This window comes from Rhizobium sp. CC1099 (assembly GCF_029714385.1).
In the GTDB taxonomy this organism is placed as follows: domain Bacteria; phylum Pseudomonadota; class Alphaproteobacteria; order Rhizobiales; family Rhizobiaceae; genus Rhizobium.
The window spans coordinates 1,222,677-1,239,155 of sequence record NZ_CP121641.1; the positions used below are offsets into that span (position 1 = coordinate 1,222,677).

A 16,479-nucleotide genomic window follows, 5' to 3' on the forward strand; every position below is an offset into this window, starting at 1 on the left:
CATGTGAAGGAGAATAGCAATGCGCCACGGTAAAGCCGGCCGCAAGCTGAATAGGACCGCAAGCCACCGCAAGGCGATGTTCGCCAACATGGCGGCTTCGCTCATCACGCATGAGCAGATCGTGACGACCCTGCCGAAAGCAAAGGAAATCCGTCCGATCGTTGAAAAGCTCGTTACCCTCGGCAAGCGCGGCGACCTGCACGCTCGCCGTCAGGCGATTTCGCAGATCAAGGACGCCGCAGTCGTTTCGAAGCTTTTCGACACGATCGCTTCGCGCTACGCAACCCGCAATGGCGGCTACCTGCGTATCATGAAGGCCGGCTTCCGCCAGGGCGATAACGCCGCTCTCGCCGTCATCGAATTCGTTGACCGCGACACCTTCGCCAAGGGCGCAGCCGACAAGGCTCGCTCCGCCGCCGAAGAGCAGGCCGTCGCCGCCTAATACTGTCCGGTTCACCGGAAGCAAGCAGCCGGGCTCGAGAGGCCCGGCTGTTTTTGTTGTGCGCCCAGCATGGGCACATTCTTGTGGGTGCAAGTCCCACCGTAAGCTGGTCATAGCGAGCGAAGAGAAGCGCAACTGCGGAAGGGTGACCGACCGTGGGGAGGAAGCGTGGATCGAAACTGCGGGCCGATGGACAAGAACCGGATATGAGGCGGTGCCGACCAGGGCGAGCGGGCAACAAACCGCGAAGTCCTTGTGACCGAGGGGAGGCAGCGTAAATCCGGCGGTCGTGCAGTGAAGGAGTGCGTTCTTACCTGGGGAGATCTCGCTTTGCGCCTGAAAGGGCGACGGTGTCGAGCCGGAGCGAGAAGTCAGCAGAGGCCGTAGTAGGGAGCGCCTTGGTGCAAACGAAGGGCCGAACGAGAGAGTGAAGTTCCTCCGAGGATGAGCAAGGCCCTGCGTCAGATGCCGGGAGTGTCCGGGCGATTGGAGAAGGAGGCGGGTGAAGCCTGCCGGAGCTCCGATCTCGACGAAGCCGAGCCCCCGCCGCGGCACAGGAACGACACAGGCGCGGGGCTGCTGGACGCGGCCCTGAGGCGAGAGAACCTTCTGCAGGCCTGGAAGCAGGTGCGGGCCAACAAAGGCGCGGCGGGCGCGGACGGACTGGACATCGACCAGACGGCCGCGATGCTGCGCAAGTGCTGGCCGGCCATCCGCGACAGCCTACAGGAAGGGACGTATCGGCCGCAGCCGGTGCGTCGCGTGATGATCCCGAAGCCGGGGGCGGCGAGCGCGAGCTTGGCATCCCCACGGTGCTGGACCGCCTGATCCAACAGGCGCTCCTGCAAGTCCTCCAGCCAATCCTTGATCCGACCTTCAGCCAGCACAGCTACGGCTTCCGCCCGGGAAAGAGTGCGCACGATGCCGTCCTGGCGGCGCAATCGTTCGTGCAGTCCGGGCGGCGGGTCGTGGTGGACGTGGACCTGGAGAAGTTCTTCGACCGGGTTGACCACGACATCCTGATCGACCGTCTGCGCAGGAAAATCCCCGATCCCGGCATTATCCGCCTGGTCCGGGCGTACCTGAACGCCGACATTGTCGATGGGGATGCGACCGTCAAGCGGATCAGGGGCACGCCGCAAGGCGGGCCGCTGTCGCCGCTTCTGGCCAACCTGCTGCTGGATGAGGTGGACAAGGAACTTGAACGGCGGGGCCATGCGTTCTGCCGCTATGCCGACGACTGCAATGTCTATGTGCGGTCGCAGCGGGCGGGTGAACGGGTGATGGCTCTGCTGCGGCGCCTCTATGGCCGACTTCACCTGACGGTGAACGAGACCAAAAGCGCCGTTGCCAGCGTCTTCGGCCGCAAGTTCCTCGGCTACGCCTTCTGGGTGGCGCCGGGGGGTGTGGTCAAACGAGGTGTCGCCGACAGGGCAATCAAGGCGTTCAAGGATCGCATCCGCGAGCTGACGTCCCGCGTGACGGGACGGTCCTTGCAGGCCGTGGTCGAACAGCTGGGCGTCTTCGTGCGCGGATGGAAAGCCTACTTCAGGCTGGCGCAAACACCTGGGGTCTGGCGAAAGCTGGACAAGTGGATGCGTCACCGCCTGAGAGCCATCCAGCTCAAGCAATGGAAGATAAGCAGGACGATCTTCCGGGAACTGATGGCGAGGGGAGCAAAAGCCGATGTGGCGCTGCAGGTGGCGGGAAACTCCCGTCGCTGGTGGCGCAACAGCGCCAAGCTCCTCAACTCCATCCTCACGATCAAATGGGCCGACCAGCTCGGAATGCCCAGACTCGCTTGACCTCAATCCCTCGAACCGCCCGGTGCGGACCCGCATGCCGGGTGGTGTGGCAGGGGTGCGATCACATACGATCGCCCCCTATGCCGATTGTCGCTTTTGGACGTGTTGAACGCCGATTGCGCTATGCGAAACTGACCCGGCTGGCGATTTCAACGCGTGGTGGAGGTCATGGGAAATTTACCTGAACTGCTGAGTGAAATCCGCGTTCTCGAAGAGGCCCTTCACCGCCCCGAGATACGCCGTTCAAGAACGGCAGTAGAAGAGCTACTTTCGGAGGAATTCGTAGAGTTCGGCAGTTCCGGGGCGATATATCGCCGTAACGAGATTATCGACCTTCTCGTGCAGGAAAACGACAACGAAGATCCTGGCGAGTTGCTGGCCTACGATTATTCACTCAGCATCATATCTTCGGACGCAGTTTTGCTCACCTATCGCACTCGTCGCGCAAGAGAGGACGGATTTGAGCGACATGTTTTGCGCAGCTCAATTTGGAAGCACTCTGAAATTGGATGGCAAATGCTGTTTCACCAAGGGACCGTTATAGCCTGACACTGCAGGCTCAAGCGGCGGTCGCCGCCGCCCGGCTGTCTTGCCGTCCTTGCCCGCGCTTCCTGCTGCGGGCGATCGGCCTCCAGGAGCGGTAGAGGATCAGCAGGATCAGAAGGCCGACATAGATGTATTGCTCGAGGCCTAAGACCTTGGTCGAGAGGGCGAAGTGCAGCGCGCCGCAGGCTGCGACGATGTAGACGAGGCGGTGGAGGCGGACCCAGGCCGGGCCGAGGCGGCGGATCGAGAAATTGTTGGATGTCAGCGCAAGCGGAATGAGCAGCGTCAGGCCCGCCATGCCGAACATGATGAAGGGCCGTTTCACGACATCGTCGATGACAGCTTGAATGATCAATGCCTGGTCGAGCACCATGTAGACGGTGAAATGCATTGCGACATAGTAGAAGCAGAGCAGGCCGAGGCAACGGCGGTAGCGCAGGTAATTCCAGCCGAAGAGATCGCGGGCAGGGCTGACGGCGAGCGTCAGGATCAGGAAGCGGATTGCCCAGATGCCGAGAAACAGTTCGAAGGTCTTGACCGGATCGGCGCCGAGACCGTCCGTGGCGCCGAGGTAGAAATACCAGGCGGCGGGCAGGAGCCCCGCCACGTAGAGCAGCCAGACGGATGCCGGCTGCCAGCGTTTCGCAAGCGTAAGCGAGAAATCCGTCATCAGAAATTCGCCTTCAGGTCCATACCGGAATAGAGGCTTGCGACCTCATCGGCGTAACCGTTGAAAGGCAGCGTCGGATGGCGGCTGGCGCCGAAGAAGCCGCTTTCGCCGATGCGCCGTTCGCTCGCCTGGCTCCAGCGGGGATGATCGACCGCCGGATTGACGTTGGCATAGAAGCCGTATTCCTGCGGGTTGGTGACCTGCCAGGTGTTCTTCGGCTGCTGGTCGGTGAGCGTGATCTTCACGATCGACTTGATGCCCTTGAAGCCGTATTTCCACGGCACGACGAGGCGGATGGGCGCACCATTCTGGTTCGGCAGCGTGTCGCCATAGAGACCGACGGCAAGCAGCGTCAGCGGGTGGCGGGCCTCGTCGAGGCGCAGGCCCTCGACATAAGGCCATTCGAGTGACTGGAAGATGCCTTTCTGGCCCGGCATTTCGTCCGGCCGGACGACGGTTTCAAAGGCGACGTATTTGGCGCTGCCCAGCGGCTCCACCTTGTCGAGCAGGGCTGCAAGCGGGAAGCCGTCCCATGGGATCACCATCGACCAGGCCTCGACACAGCGCATGCGGTAGACGCGCTCCTCGATCGGAAATTCCTTGATCAGGGCCTCGATATCGAAGGTGCCCGGTTTGCCGACCATGCCGTCGACCTTGACGGTCCAGGGCAGGGGCTTGAAGTCGCCGGAAAGGGCCGCGGGATCTCCCTTGTCGAGGCCGAATTCGTAGAAGTTGTTATAGGTCGTCACATCCTTCAGCGGCGTCGTTTTTTCATCGACCTTGTACTTGCTCTCGATGACGGAAAGTGCCGCAGCGCTCGCCTTGCCGGCCCCATAGAGCGCCATGGCGCCGAGCGTTGCAGCCCCAAGGAACTCGCGGCGGCGGAGATAGACCTGGCGCGGCGTGACCTCCGAAGACGGGATCTTTGGCGGATGATAAACCGGCATTTCGAAATCCTCCTGGGCGGGAACGGCCCGATATCTCAATAAACGCATCAGCAGCGTCTTTGGATGACTGTGTAGGCCTTGAAGATTGCTTTCGGGAAGCCAATTTTTTGTGTTCGGGTGTGATGGAATAGACTGTAACAAAAGGCTGCGATCCACCGTATATGCCAGATGGGCGCAAATGGGCGGCGTACCGGATTTGCCCTTGCCGGTAGTGACAGTCCCGGCTGATTGGATTAGGACAATTCCAAAATGCAGCGGCTGCCCGGCCTGCAAGCTTTCTTGCCGTCCCGCATCGTCCGCGCAATTTCCGCAGATCAAGGAAGAAACCGATGCCAGCTTACCGTTCCAGAACCACGACTCACGGCCGCAACATGGCGGGCGCGCGCGGCCTTTGGCGCGCGACGGGCATGAAGGACGCGGATTTCGGCAAGCCGATCATCGCAGTGGTGAATTCCTTCACCCAGTTCGTGCCGGGCCACGTGCATCTGAAGGACCTCGGCCAGCTTGTCGCCCGCGAGATCGAAGCGGCCGGTGGCGTTGCCAAGGAATTCAACACGATCGCCGTCGACGACGGCATCGCCATGGGCCATGACGGCATGCTCTATTCGCTGCCGTCGCGCGAACTGATCGCCGACAGCGTCGAATACATGGTCAACGCCCATTGCGCAGACGCCATGGTCTGCATCTCGAACTGCGACAAGATCACCCCCGGCATGCTGATGGCGTCGCTGCGCCTCAACATCCCCTCGGTCTTCGTTTCCGGCGGCCCGATGGAAGCTGGCAAGGTCGTGCTGCAGGGCAAGAAGCATGCGCTCGATCTGGTCGATGCCATGGTTGCCGCCGCTGACGACAAGATCAGCGACGAAGATGTTCAGACGATCGAGCGCTCGGCCTGTCCGACCTGCGGCTCGTGCTCCGGCATGTTCACGGCCAATTCCATGAACTGCCTGACAGAAGCGCTCGGCCTGTCGCTGCCCGGCAACGGCTCGACGCTTGCAACCCATGCCGACCGCAAGCGCCTCTTCGTCGAGGCCGGGCACCTGATCGTCGATCTCGCCCGCCGATACTACGAGCAGGACGACGTCAAGGCGCTGCCGCGCACGATCGCTTCGAAGCGGGCCTTTGAAAACGCCATGGCGCTCGATATCGCCATGGGCGGCTCGACCAATACCGTTCTGCACATCCTGGCTGCCGCTCATGAAGGCGAGGTCGATTTCACACTGGTCGACATCGACGCGCTGTCGCGCCGCGTGCCGTGCCTTTCCAAGGTCGCGCCGGCCAAGGCCGACGTGCACATGGAAGACGTCCACCGCGCCGGCGGCATCATGTCGATCCTCGGCGAGCTGGACAAAGGCGGTCTGCTCAACCGCGACTGCCCGACCGTTCATGCCGAGACGCTGGGTGACGCTATCGACCGCTGGGATATCACCCGCACCAGCAGCGAGACGGTTCGCAACTTCTACCTCGCGGCCCCCGGCGGCATCCCGACCCAGGTCGCCTTCAGCCAGAACGCCCGCTGGGAAGAGTTGGATACCGACCGGGAAAATGGCGTCATTCGCTCGGTCGAGCATCCGTTCTCGAAGGATGGCGGCCTGGCTGTCCTCAAGGGTAACCTCGCGCTCGACGGCTGCATCGTGAAGACGGCGGGCGTCGATGAATCGATCCTGAAATTCTCCGGTCCGGCCAAGGTCTACGAAAGCCAGGATGCTGCGGTGAAAGCCATCCTCGGCAATGAGGTGGTCGCGGGCGACGTCGTCGTCATCCGCTACGAGGGCCCGAAGGGCGGTCCCGGCATGCAGGAAATGCTCTATCCGACGAGCTATTTGAAGTCGAAGGGCCTCGGCAAGGCGTGTGCGCTGATCACCGACGGCCGCTTCTCCGGTGGCACCTCCGGCCTCTCGATCGGCCACGTTTCGCCGGAAGCGGCGAACGGCGGCACGATCGGCTTGGTGCGCCCGGGCGACATGATCGATATCGACATCCCGAACCGCACGATCAGCCTGCGCATCAGCGACGCCGAACTTGCGACCCGCCGTTCCGAGCAGGAAGAGAAGGGCTGGCATCCGGCCGAACACCGCAAGCGCAATGTCACGACGGCGCTGAAGGCCTATGCGGCTTTCGCGACGAGCGCGGACCGCGGCGCGGTGCGCGATCTCGGCGGCCGCTGAGGAACTGCAAGTCTCAATCAGGAGACGGCGCCTTGCGGAATGCGGGCGCCGTTTTGTCTGTCTGTTCAGAGTAATACGGAATATCTTCCTTTGTAGAGGGCTGAACAGGCACGGCTATAGCGGCCGGTTGATGTTCTTGTAGGTCTCGCCGAGCTGTTTCATTCGCTCGTCATAGGCGGCCTTGATGCAGGCGGCATCAGCCCTGCATTCCTGCCGCTTCTTCAGCCAGGCCGTTTGCTCGTCCTGCAGCGTGCCGCGCGAGCCCATGGCGAGCAGGCCTGAAAGAAGATCGAACGTCGTCGTCATCTTCACGTCGGCATCATTGAGCGCGCGGTTGTCGCAGATCACCTTTTCGTCCGGCTTCAGCTCCTTTGCATCGCAGTCGAAGCTCGCGGCGCGGGCTGCGCCAAAGCTCAAACATGCTGCGGACAAGGCAAGTATGGCAAGGGTGAGGGAACGTCTCATGCAAATCTTCCTGCTTCAGAAAGTAGCGTTTCAAAGGAACGCCAGTACCAGAAAGATGAAGCAGCAAGTCCAGACGGCAAGGACGAAAAGGAGCCCCGCTCTGCTACTGGCCGGACGGCTGGCGCGCAATGCGGCCTCCTTCCGGAGTTCGGCCATGATCTCCAGCGGGACGAGCTTGACGACCAGCAAAATGCCGAGCGGCACGATGACGAGGTCGTCGAGATAGCCGAGGACGGGCACGAAATCCGGGATCAGATCGATAGGTGAAAGCGCATAGGCCGCCACTGCTGCAGCCGTTGCTTTTGCAAGCCACGGAACGCGTGGGTCGCGGGCGGCAAGCCATAATGCGGCAATGTCACACCTCAGTGACTTCGCCCATGTTTTCGCTTTTTATATCAGTTCCATGCCGCAAGTTCCTCACGTGCTTTCAAACCTGCCTTATTCCTTCATGCTTCCGCCCTCTTTCCTTTCTAGCGTCCAGCGCTACAACACTTTCTCAATACGAATTCAGAAGGGATTCCAATGCAAGGCCTGTTGAAACGCGCTTCCATTTCGCTCTTTGCGCTGGTCGTCGCTTTGCCGTTCGGCGCAGATGCGCAGGACGCGAAGGCGGTGCCGCAAAGCCAGGCGCAACTGCAGCTTTCCTTCGCGCCGCTCGTCAAGCAGACGTCGGGCGCCGTGGTGAATGTCTACGCAGAGAAGATCATCCAGCGCCAATCTCCCTTTGCAGGCGACCCTTTCTTCGAGCAGTTCTTCGGCCAGCAGATGCCGAATCGCACAGAAAAGCAATCCTCGCTCGGCTCTGGCGTCATCGTTGAAGCAAACGGCACAGTGGTGACGAATAATCACGTCATCGAGGGTGCGGACGACATCAAGGTGGCGCTGTCGGACGGCCGCGAGTTCCCGTGCAAGGTCGTGCTGCGTGACGACCGGCTCGATCTCGCGGTGCTGAAGATCGAAACCAAGGCGAGCTTCCCGACGCTGGCGATCGGCAATTCGGATGCCGTCGAGGTTGGCGATCTCGTGCTTGCGATCGGCAATCCCTTCGGCGTCGGCCAGACGGTGACGAGCGGCATCGTTTCGGCGCTTGCGCGCAACCAGGTTGTCAAGAACGAGTTCGGCTTCTTCATCCAGACCGACGCGTCGATCAATCCCGGCAATTCGGGGGGTGCGCTGATGAACATGAAGGGTGAACTGATCGGCATCAATACGGCGATCTTCTCGCGCGGCGGCGGCTCGAACGGTATCGGCTTCGCAATCCCCGCCAACCTGGTGAAGGTGTTCCTGGCATCGGCCGACGCTGGCGTGAAGTCGTTCGAACGCCCCTATGTCGGTGCCACCTTCGACGCGGTGACCTCCGAGGTTGCAGAAGCGCTCGGTCTCGACAAGGCACGCGGCGCGCTGATCGTGAAAGTGACGGATGGCGGTCCTGCATCCAAGGCGGGTCTGAGAGCCGGCGAGATCGTCACGGCGGTGAACGGAGTTCCGGTCGAGCATCCCGACGCGCTTCTCTATCGCCTGACGACAGCGGGCCTCGGCAGCTCCGTCAACCTGACCGTGGCCGAGAATGGCGGCGAACAGCAGGTGGCGCTGAAGCTCGACCGGGCGCCGGAAACCTCGCCGCGCGACCAGCGCACGATTGGCGGGCGTACGCCCTTCACCGGTACTGTCGTCGAGAACCTGTCGCCGCGCGTCGCTGACGAGCTGCGCATGCCGACGGAATCGACGGGTGTCGTCGTTGCCGATGTGAAGGATGGCTCGCCTGCAGCGCGTCTCGGCTTCGAGCCGAAGGACATCATCGTTTCGATCAATGGCGCACCGGTACAGACAACGGAGGAGTTGGAACAGATGGCCGACGCGGACCCGGGTTTCTGGCGCGTCGAGATCGAGCGCGAGGGCCAGCGGATAAGGCAGTTCTTCCGATGAGCGACGATCTCTTCGCACCGCGTGTTCCAGAGGAGGTCGCCAACAGGCGGCCTCTCGCCGATCGGCTCCGGCCGCAGACGATTGCCGAAGTCACCGGCCAGGAACACCTGACGGGCGAAGACGGCGTGTTGCGCCGGATGATCGCAAGCGGTTCGCTCGGCTCCATGATCTTCTGGGGGCCGCCCGGCACCGGCAAGACGACCGTTGCCCGGCTGCTTTCCGGTGAAGCGGGCCTAGCCTTCGAACAGATCTCGGCGATATTCTCCGGCGTCGCCGACCTCAAGAAGGCTTTCGACGCCGCGCGCCTGCGCCGCATGGACGGCCGCCAGACGCTGCTTTTCGTCGACGAAATCCACCGCTTCAACCGTGCCCAGCAGGATAGCTTCCTGCCGGTCATGGAAGACGGCACCATCATCCTCGTCGGTGCCACCACAGAGAATCCGTCCTTCGAACTCAATGCCGCTCTCTTGTCTCGCGCCCGCGTGCTGATCTTCAAATCGCATGATGAAGAAAGCCTGGAAGAACTGCTGAAGCGCGCCGAGACAGCCGAAGGCAAGGCGCTGCCGCTGACGGCGGATGCACGCGCCAGCCTCTTGCGCATGGCAGACGGCGACGGCCGTGCCGTACTGACACTTGCCGAGGAGGTCTGGCGCGCCGTCCGCGACGGTGAGACGTTCGATACCGAAGCGCTTACGCGCATCGTGCAGCGCCGTGCCCCGGTCTATGACAAGGCACAGGACGGCCACTACAATCTCATCTCCGCGCTGCATAAGTCCGTGCGCGGCTCCGATCCGGATGCAGCGCTCTACTATCTCGCCCGCATGTTCGATGCCGGCGAGGACCCGCTCTATCTCGGGCGGCGGCTGGTGCGCATGGCGGTGGAGGATATCGGCCTTGCCGATCCGCAGGCGCTGATCATCTGCAATGCCGCCAAGGACGCCTATGATTACCTTGGGTCACCGGAAGGTGAATTGGCGTTCGCGCAGGCCTGCGTCTATCTGGCGACCGCCCCGAAATCCAATGCCGTCTACACCGCTTTCAAGGCCGCCACGCAGGCGGCGAAAGAGAACGGCTCGCTGCTGCCGCCGAAGCATATCCTGAACGCGCCGACCAAGCTGATGAAGGGCGAAGGTTACGGCGACGGCTATCGCTACGACCACGACGAGCCCGACGCCTTTTCGGGCCAGGATTATTTTCCGGAGAAGATGGGCCGCCAGACCTTCTACGATCCGCCGGAGCGCGGCTTCGAGCGCGATATCCGCAAGCGGCTCGAATATTGGGCGAAGCTCAGAAAAGAGCGCAATCCGCGCTAGTTGCCATCCGGTGACTTTTATGACGCGTGCTTCTGCCCCGCCGGTGCGGCAATCACCTTCACTGCGGAACCGGCAAGCCCGTGATGGCCTTCCATGTCCACGATCAGATGCCAGTGGCCGCTTTCGGGAACGGCGAGCCTGATGGGCGATTTTTTGGCAACTCCGCCAATATACTTGAAATCGAGAACCTCGGTGAAGCGCTGATAGTTCGGCGCCGTCATCAGCCGCACATTGTTCACCGCATTCAGTGTCACCTCGACAACGGTTCCGGCGCGCTGCTCGTGAAGATCATAATGGGTAAAGCGGAAGTTCGGTTTCGGCATCGGTCTTTGCGGATTAAATGTCTATTGCCGCTAATGTTAGGGGACGCCGGTTAAGGAAGAGTTGGGCTGCGCGAGGGTGTGAAGCGCCGGACGCTCCTGCTCTAAGACTGCGGGAGCAGCGCAGTCAGTGCTTCGGGTATCTTACCTCACGACAACTGCCAGAGATTGGCGATGACGACGTAGAGTTCGACAAAGGCAAGCACGATGCCGAAGATCATCAGGATTTGCGCCGTGCGGCGTTCGCGCATATGGCGCGCTCCGGTCTTGTGGCGCGAAGGAGGAAACGAAAAGGGCGGAAACATCAGACGCATGGCGTTTCACCTTTGCATGATGCCAAAGGCTACCGCCGATGCGGATAGGAAATCCATTCGCGCTCACGGGTGAAGATATAAGAATGTCATAAAGACGCCTGGCAGGTGCCGGAACAGTCTACCGCTGGTTCTCCCGATCGAGCTGCGAGACCAGCGCGAATACCGTTTCGGAGACCGGCGTCGGCACCGACACAAGCCGTCCCAGCGTGACGATCATGCCGGTGAGGGGCACGATTTCGAGCGGCTTTCCGGCCAAAAGATCCTGCAGCATCGAGGTGCGCACTGCGCCTACGTGCCGTGATTGCTCGAGCCGCTCTTCGATGGTGCTGTCAAAGCGGGCGCCAAGCGCGCGGCCGACGGTGCGCACTTCGGTCATCACCTTGCCGACGGTTTCGGCAAGCGCCGGATTGGCCATGATGTCGGTCATCAGGGCTCGCGTCAGGGCGCTGATCGGATTGAAGGCGGCGTTGCCAGTAAGCTTGTTCCAGATTTCGTCGCGGATGCGCTGCGTGGCCGTAATACTGAGGCCGGCGCGGGAGAAGAGAGCGGCAATCGCTTCGAGATCGGCGGATGGTTCACCGGACGGCTCGCCCAGGATGAAGGCCATCGTTCGAGAGCTTCACCTGGCCGGGATTGATCACTTCCGCGCCCTGATAGGCAACGCAGCCGATGACACGTTGCGGACCGATCAGGCGCCAGAGCCGGCCGCCCGGATCGAGTTCCTCCAACTGCAGTTCGGCATGCGGGCTTTGCCTGTCGCGGTGAAAATACCACCACGGAATGCCGTTCAGGATCATGACGACACGCGTGCCGTCCTTCAGCAGGTTGGCGATGCCTTCGGCTGCCGGGCCAAGCTGATGGCCCTTAAGGCCCGTAACGATCAGATCCTGCGGCGGAAGCGCCGATGGATCATCCGTTGCGGTGATACGGGCGTTGACCGGCGTCTCGGAGCCTGCTTCGAAGAGGTCAAGGCCATTCTTCCTCATCGCATCGAGATGGGCGCCTCGCGCCACCACGGAGATCGTCGCTCCGGTGCCGAGTCCGGCTGCAAGCTTCACCGCCATGGCACCGCCAAGCGCGCCGGCGCCATAGATACAGATAGTCCTGAAAGGCATTAGGAAGGCTCCGCGCGATCATTGCTGTCGCGCTAGACTTAGGACGCACTCGCGGGATGGCGAGCGAAATTATCGCTTCATGAACCGATTTTTGACGCCCGCATCAATGGGACGTGACGTCCGCAACAAGCTCATTGCGGCGGAGCTCATCGATCGCGGCAACCGCGTCCTCTGCCGACCATCCGGCGCGGACGGCAGCGGCGATCATCTTCACCTCCACCTCCTGCTCCAGAGCCAGAAAGAGCGGTTCCAGCGCTTCCTGGACTGTCAGAATATGCTCGCGCGGCGAGGCGATAGTCTGGCTTGCGGCTGACAAAGGCATCTCAGCAGTTCTCCTCCGGCAAATTATTCATGAATCAATTCAACTATGCCACCAGGAAAAAAGTTCCATGGGGTATTTCAGAAAGCATACGGCTTGTTCTTTCGCCCTGCCTCTGCCTTGTTGCTCGCTTAGCCTGACACTCGATTCGGTTTGCCGCAACGAGGGCGGGGACGAGAGATGGCATCAAAGGAGAATATGATGACGGACGCCAAAAGCGGGATTTCGGGATTGCGGCCGCGGATCACGGTGATCGGCGTTGGCGGCGGCGGCGGCAATGCGATCAACAACATGATCTCCGAAAATCTGGAAGGTGTCGATTTCATCGCCGCCAATACGGATGCTCAGGTGCTGGCAACGTCCAAGGCGTCGCGCCGCATCCAGCTCGGCGCGCACGTGACCGAGGGGCTCGGTGCCGGATCGCTGCCGGAAGTCGGCCGTGCAGCGGCCGAAGAATCGATCGACGAGATCATGGATCACCTGGCAGGCTCGCATATGTGCTTCGTCACCGCCGGCATGGGCGGTGGCACGGGCACGGGTGCTGCGCCGGTGATTGCGCATGCGGCACGCTCCGCCGGCATCCTGACGGTCGGCGTCGTCACTAAGCCCTTCACCTTCGAGGGCAACCGGCGCCTGAGGACGGCGGATATCGGCATCGAGGCGCTGCGCCAGGCGGCCGACACCGTAATCGTCATTCCGAACCAGAACCTTTTCCGCATCGCCGATGCGAAGACCACCTTCGCCGACGCCTTCATGACCGCCGACCGCGTACTCTTTGCCGGTGTCGGCTGCATCACCGACCTGATCGTCAAGGAAGGCCTGATCAATCTCGACTTCGCCGACGTCAAATCGGTGATGCGCGGCATGGGCCGGGCGATGATGGGGACCGGTGAGTCATCCGGCGACGAGCGCGCGCTGAAGGCGGCCGAAGCGGCGATCGCCAATCCCTTGCTCGACGACATCTCGATGAAGGGCGCCAAGGGCGTTCTGATCTCGATTTCCGGCGGTTCGGACATGACGCTCTTCGAAGTGGACGAGGCCGCAAGCCGCATCCGCGACGAGGTGCAGGACGACGCCGACATCGTCGTCGGCGCGATCTTCGACCGCAATCTCGACGGCAAGTTCCGCGTGTCCGTCGTCGCAACGGGCCTCGACGCAGAGCTCTCCGCATCGGCACCGGATGCCGTCGCTCAGCAGATCCATACGCGCACGCTTCAATAGGACGCAATTTCGCTCCGCCCTCGGCTTTTCCGCAGGCGGAGCGAAATGACTGGCAGCAGTTCCGTCAAGCGGCGGCGTCTGCTTGAAAATCCGTCGAGACGGCGAGTTCGCGCCATTCGGCAAGCTCTTTGGCAACGCTCGCATTCTGCTCCTCGATCTTCGCGACTGTATCGCTGCCGAAGGGCATGCGGAGCGGCGGGCTTGCCGCGTTCGCAAGGGTGATGATGCCGGCTGCGAGCCTTGCCGGGTCGCCCGGCTGGGCATGGTTTGCATCGGCTGCGAAATCGCGCATGTTGCCGGCCGGCGTGCCGATATAGTCCGGGATCGAGGCCGGGCTGACCGCCAGCGAGTTGTCGGCGAGGAAGTCTGTGCGGAAGAAGCCGGGCTCGACGATCGTCACCTTGATGCCGAAGGGCTCGAGTTCGGCGGCCAGGGATTCCGACAGGCCTTCGACGGCGAACTTGGTCGAACCATAGACGCCCCAGCCGGGATAGCCGAAATAGCCGCCGATCGAGGAAAAGTTCAAGATGTGTCCCGAACGCTGGCGACGCATATAGGGCAGGACGGCACGGGTGACCTTCAGGAGGCCGAAGACATTGGTGGCGTAAAGCCTTTCGACTTCCTCGGCGGTTGCTTCCTCCACGGCGCCGAGCAGGCCGTAACCCGCATTGTTAGCGAGGACGTCGATGCGGCCGAAGCGTTCGACGGCTTTTGCCGCGGCCTCCTTCGCTTGTCCCTCATTGGTGACGTCAAGGGCGACGGCGACAAGGTTCGGGTGGTCGCCGAACTTGTCGGTGACGCTCTTCGGATTGCGGGCTGTGGCGACGACCGCATCGCCGGCTGCAAGCGCTTCCTTCGTCATCAGCGCGCCGAAGCCGCGGGATGCACCAGTGATGAACCAGACTTTCATGACACGTTCCTTTCAAGCTCTAGGATTTTTGGGTGTCTGCATCTCTGTGCCGACGGGAGGAATTTGACCGAAAATGCGCTGCTGTATAAGATTTGTTATTATCGAAACTATGATGAGTGAAATTCAGCAATGCGCGCCACCGAGCTTTCCGAACTGGCAGCTTTTGCCGCCGTTGCCCGGCACCGGAGCTTCAGAAAGGCGGGCGAGGAGAGGGGCGTCACGGCCTCCGCCGTCAGCCATGCGGTTCTCAATCTCGAGGACAGGATCGGCGTCCGGCTTTTGAATCGCACGACGCGCAGCGTCTCGCTGACGGAGGCGGGCGAACTCCTGAAGTCGCATCTCGATCCGGCCTTCGGTGAGATCACTGCAGCGCTCGATGCGCTGAACCGGTTTCGTGACACGCCCTTCGGCAAGGTCAGGATCAACGTTCCGAATTCGATCGCGCCTTTCGTGATCGGCCGGGTGATCGGCCCGCTGCTCGAAAAGAATCCGAACCTGCAGCTCGAAATCAGCGCCACGGACCGCCTGGTCGATATTGTCGAAGAAGGTTTCGATGGCGGGATAAGGTTTGGTGAGCGGGTGACGGAAGGCATGATCGCCTTGCGCATCAAGCCGCGGCTGCGCCTGGTGGTCGTCGGTTCGCCCGCCTATTTCAAACGGCGGCCGAAGCCGGTGACACCGCACGACCTGAAGCGCCATCTCTGTATCCAGAACATGTTCCCCTCCGGCGCGCGTTACCCATGGGATTTCGAGAAGGACGGGCAGGCGATTACCTTCCACCCGGCCGGCCCGCTTTCGCTCGACGACCACGAACTGATGACCCAAGCAGCCCTTGGCGGCGTGGCGCTCGCCTATGTCTGGGAAGATCGCGTGGAGAAGATGATCGCGGCCGGCGAACTCATCCAGGTGCTCGACGACTGGTGCCAGCCGGAAGAGCCGCTCTACCTCTACTACCCCAGCCGGCGCCACATGCCGGCGGGGTTCAGGGCAGTGATCGAAGCGATGAAGGCGGAATAGCGCTAGGCGTTCTGGGCTCTGGGGGCACCTCTTGCCGCGGTGACCTCATCAAGGCAGCTGGCGAGAGGAGCGAGCGGCGGCATGCGCGCAGCCCTCAATGGTGCCGGCGCGTCGCCCCCGCCGATTTCGAGGGCTTTTCCTCGTAATCCGATGTTGGCCAGGTGCTGCAATTGCGGCACCAATGCCAAGTGTCTTTGCCCTTGCTTTTCCGATATGCCATGTCCGCCCTCCCGTAGATTGGCGCAAGGAGGTAAAGCGGCAGGGCGATTTCAGGTTGCCTCAGGTGAGCCCCGTGACCGGGCGGCCGACGGTGAGTGCCTTGCGGAGATTGGGGTCGAGCCGTTCGGCATAGACATGGTCCGGTGCCGCACCCAGCGCATCCAGCATCTTCGAGAAGAAGCAGCGGGCTGCCGCCGCCGCGGTGATGTCGAAGATCTCGGCATCGGTGAGCTGGTGCTTTTTCAACCCGTCGACATCGTGCTGCGTCACCGAGGTCGCGTCGCGCACCACTTTGGCGGCAAAGGCCATGACGGCGCGCTCGAGGGCATCGATCGGCGCCTTTTCCGTCTCGTTCGCCACGGCCGCCAGGCCGTCATTGGTGAAGCCCTCGCGCAACAGCACGGAACCGTGCGCCAGCATGCAATACGAGGACTTGAGCTCCTTTGCCGCCGCCAGCGTCACCAGCTCGTAGCGCCTGGGGCTCATATGACTGCGGATGCTCGAAAGCAGGGCACCCCAGTTCTCCATCACCTCGGGCCGGTGCCCGAAGGCGCGGTACATGTTTGGCAGATAGCCGTAGTTCGACTCGGCGGACGCGTACATGGACGCGGTCTTCTCGCTGGCGGACGCGTCGGGGGTGTGGATGAAGGGCATGGCTTGATCCTCCTCTAGATGCATGAAGGATAGGCGGAAAAACGCGGACGGCAATCTGCGGGACGGTCTTTGTGCGCGCCGGCGTGCTTGGAGTTCGGCGGAGCCTCG

At 62.0% G+C, this 16,479-nt stretch carries 18 protein-coding genes and 1 pseudogene; 9 read left to right on the plus strand and 10 right to left on the minus strand.

Annotated features, from left to right (window positions below; all coding sequences use genetic code 11):
• Positions 1 to 19 precede the first annotated feature (19 nt).
• From rplQ to QA644_RS06215, 4 genes are all read left to right on the plus strand, one after another.
• Positions 20 to 442 (plus strand): 50S ribosomal protein L17, encoded by a 423-nt coding sequence (rplQ, locus tag QA644_RS06200; protein WP_039844646.1) that lies wholly within the window; start codon positions 20 to 22, stop codon positions 440 to 442.
• Between the two features lie 444 nt (positions 443 to 886).
• Positions 887 to 1,270 (plus strand): hypothetical protein, encoded by a 384-nt coding sequence (locus tag QA644_RS06205; RefSeq protein WP_283069810.1) that lies wholly within the window; start codon positions 887 to 889, stop codon positions 1,268 to 1,270.
• Positions 1,255 to 2,247 carry a reverse transcriptase domain-containing protein gene (locus QA644_RS06210; RefSeq protein ID WP_283071479.1) on the plus strand — a complete coding sequence of 331 codons (993 nt, stop codon included), beginning with the start codon at positions 1,255 to 1,257 and terminating at the stop codon, positions 2,245 to 2,247. The genes QA644_RS06205 and QA644_RS06210 overlap by 16 nt, the downstream gene beginning before the upstream one ends.
• 168 nt (positions 2,248 to 2,415) lie before the next feature.
• The gene (locus QA644_RS06215) at positions 2,416 to 2,796 is read left to right on the plus strand and encodes a DUF4440 domain-containing protein (RefSeq protein ID WP_283071481.1); all 381 of its coding nucleotides are present in this window, start codon (positions 2,416 to 2,418) and stop codon (positions 2,794 to 2,796) included.
• 10 nt (positions 2,797 to 2,806) lie between these two features.
• On the opposite strand, the gene msrQ is transcribed toward QA644_RS06215, so the two are convergent.
• Both msrQ and msrP read right to left on the minus strand, forming a co-directional pair.
• Positions 2,807 to 3,463, minus strand: coding sequence for a protein-methionine-sulfoxide reductase heme-binding subunit MsrQ (msrQ, locus tag QA644_RS06220; protein ID WP_074067607.1), 657 nt, complete (start codon positions 3,461 to 3,463; stop codon positions 2,807 to 2,809).
• Positions 3,463 to 4,410 (minus strand): protein-methionine-sulfoxide reductase catalytic subunit MsrP, encoded by a 948-nt coding sequence (gene msrP / locus QA644_RS06225; protein ID WP_283072337.1) that lies wholly within the window; start codon positions 4,408 to 4,410, stop codon positions 3,463 to 3,465. Before msrP ends, msrQ begins: the two co-directional genes overlap by 1 nt.
• A gap of 329 nt (positions 4,411 to 4,739) precedes the next feature.
• Here msrP and ilvD point away from each other — a divergent pair, with 329 nt between their 5' ends.
• On the plus strand, positions 4,740 to 6,578 hold the full coding sequence (ilvD, locus tag QA644_RS06230; RefSeq protein WP_283071482.1) for a dihydroxy-acid dehydratase: 1,839 nt from the start codon (positions 4,740 to 4,742) through the stop codon (positions 6,576 to 6,578).
• A 114-nt stretch (positions 6,579 to 6,692) separates the two neighbouring features.
• Here the strand turns inward: ilvD and QA644_RS06235 are convergent, their stop codons facing one another.
• Positions 6,693 to 7,043 (minus strand): lysozyme inhibitor LprI family protein, encoded by a 351-nt coding sequence (locus tag QA644_RS06235; protein WP_283071484.1) that lies wholly within the window; start codon positions 7,041 to 7,043, stop codon positions 6,693 to 6,695.
• 30 nt (positions 7,044 to 7,073) lie between these two features.
• Positions 7,074 to 7,409: a DUF1232 domain-containing protein gene (locus QA644_RS06240; protein WP_283072338.1), complete on the minus strand. Its 336-nt coding sequence runs from the start codon at positions 7,407 to 7,409 to the stop codon at positions 7,074 to 7,076.
• Between the two features lie 156 nt (positions 7,410 to 7,565).
• On the opposite strand from QA644_RS06240, the gene QA644_RS06245 reads away from it, so the two are divergent.
• Together QA644_RS06245 and QA644_RS06250 are read left to right on the plus strand one after the other, a co-directional pair.
• Positions 7,566 to 8,969 carry a DegQ family serine endoprotease gene (locus QA644_RS06245; RefSeq protein ID WP_283071485.1) on the plus strand — a complete coding sequence of 468 codons (1,404 nt, stop codon included), beginning with the start codon at positions 7,566 to 7,568 and terminating at the stop codon, positions 8,967 to 8,969.
• Positions 8,966 to 10,282, plus strand: a complete 1,317-nt coding sequence (locus tag QA644_RS06250) for a replication-associated recombination protein A (protein ID WP_283071487.1) — start codon at positions 8,966 to 8,968, stop codon at positions 10,280 to 10,282. Before QA644_RS06245 ends, QA644_RS06250 begins: the two co-directional genes overlap by 4 nt.
• A 17-nt stretch (positions 10,283 to 10,299) precedes the next feature.
• Here the strand turns inward: QA644_RS06250 and QA644_RS06255 are convergent, their stop codons facing one another.
• The 4 genes and pseudogenes from QA644_RS06255 to QA644_RS06270 form a co-directional block, all read right to left on the minus strand.
• Positions 10,300 to 10,605, minus strand: coding sequence for a DUF1883 domain-containing protein (locus QA644_RS06255; RefSeq protein ID WP_194729465.1), 306 nt, complete (start codon positions 10,603 to 10,605; stop codon positions 10,300 to 10,302).
• A gap of 146 nt (positions 10,606 to 10,751) precedes the next feature.
• Positions 10,752 to 10,916 carry a hypothetical protein gene (locus QA644_RS06260; protein WP_283072464.1) on the minus strand — a complete coding sequence of 55 codons (165 nt, stop codon included), beginning with the start codon at positions 10,914 to 10,916 and terminating at the stop codon, positions 10,752 to 10,754.
• Between the two features lie 118 nt (positions 10,917 to 11,034).
• Positions 11,035 to 12,031, minus strand: a pseudogene (locus QA644_RS06265) (2-dehydropantoate 2-reductase).
• A 103-nt stretch (positions 12,032 to 12,134) separates the two neighbouring features.
• Positions 12,135 to 12,353: a hypothetical protein gene (locus tag QA644_RS06270; protein ID WP_039844655.1), complete on the minus strand. Its 219-nt coding sequence runs from the start codon at positions 12,351 to 12,353 to the stop codon at positions 12,135 to 12,137.
• Between the two features lie 198 nt (positions 12,354 to 12,551).
• Here QA644_RS06270 and ftsZ point away from each other — a divergent pair, with 198 nt between their 5' ends.
• On the plus strand, positions 12,552 to 13,571 hold the full coding sequence (gene ftsZ / locus QA644_RS06275; protein ID WP_074067620.1) for a cell division protein FtsZ: 1,020 nt from the start codon (positions 12,552 to 12,554) through the stop codon (positions 13,569 to 13,571).
• A 64-nt stretch (positions 13,572 to 13,635) separates the two neighbouring features.
• Here the strand turns inward: ftsZ and QA644_RS06280 are convergent, their stop codons facing one another.
• A complete protein-coding gene (locus QA644_RS06280) occupies positions 13,636 to 14,481 on the minus strand; it encodes an oxidoreductase (protein WP_239599240.1) in 846 nt (281 codons plus the stop codon).
• 129 nt (positions 14,482 to 14,610) lie between these two features.
• Between QA644_RS06280 and QA644_RS06285 the strand changes: the two genes are divergently transcribed.
• Positions 14,611 to 15,498 carry a LysR family transcriptional regulator gene (locus QA644_RS06285; RefSeq protein WP_283071489.1) on the plus strand — a complete coding sequence of 296 codons (888 nt, stop codon included), beginning with the start codon at positions 14,611 to 14,613 and terminating at the stop codon, positions 15,496 to 15,498.
• A 279-nt stretch (positions 15,499 to 15,777) separates the two neighbouring features.
• Here QA644_RS06285 and QA644_RS06290 read toward each other — a convergent pair whose 3' ends face one another.
• Positions 15,778 to 16,371 carry a carboxymuconolactone decarboxylase family protein gene (locus QA644_RS06290; RefSeq protein WP_283071491.1) on the minus strand — a complete coding sequence of 198 codons (594 nt, stop codon included), beginning with the start codon at positions 16,369 to 16,371 and terminating at the stop codon, positions 15,778 to 15,780.
• Positions 16,372 to 16,479 lie beyond the last annotated feature (108 nt).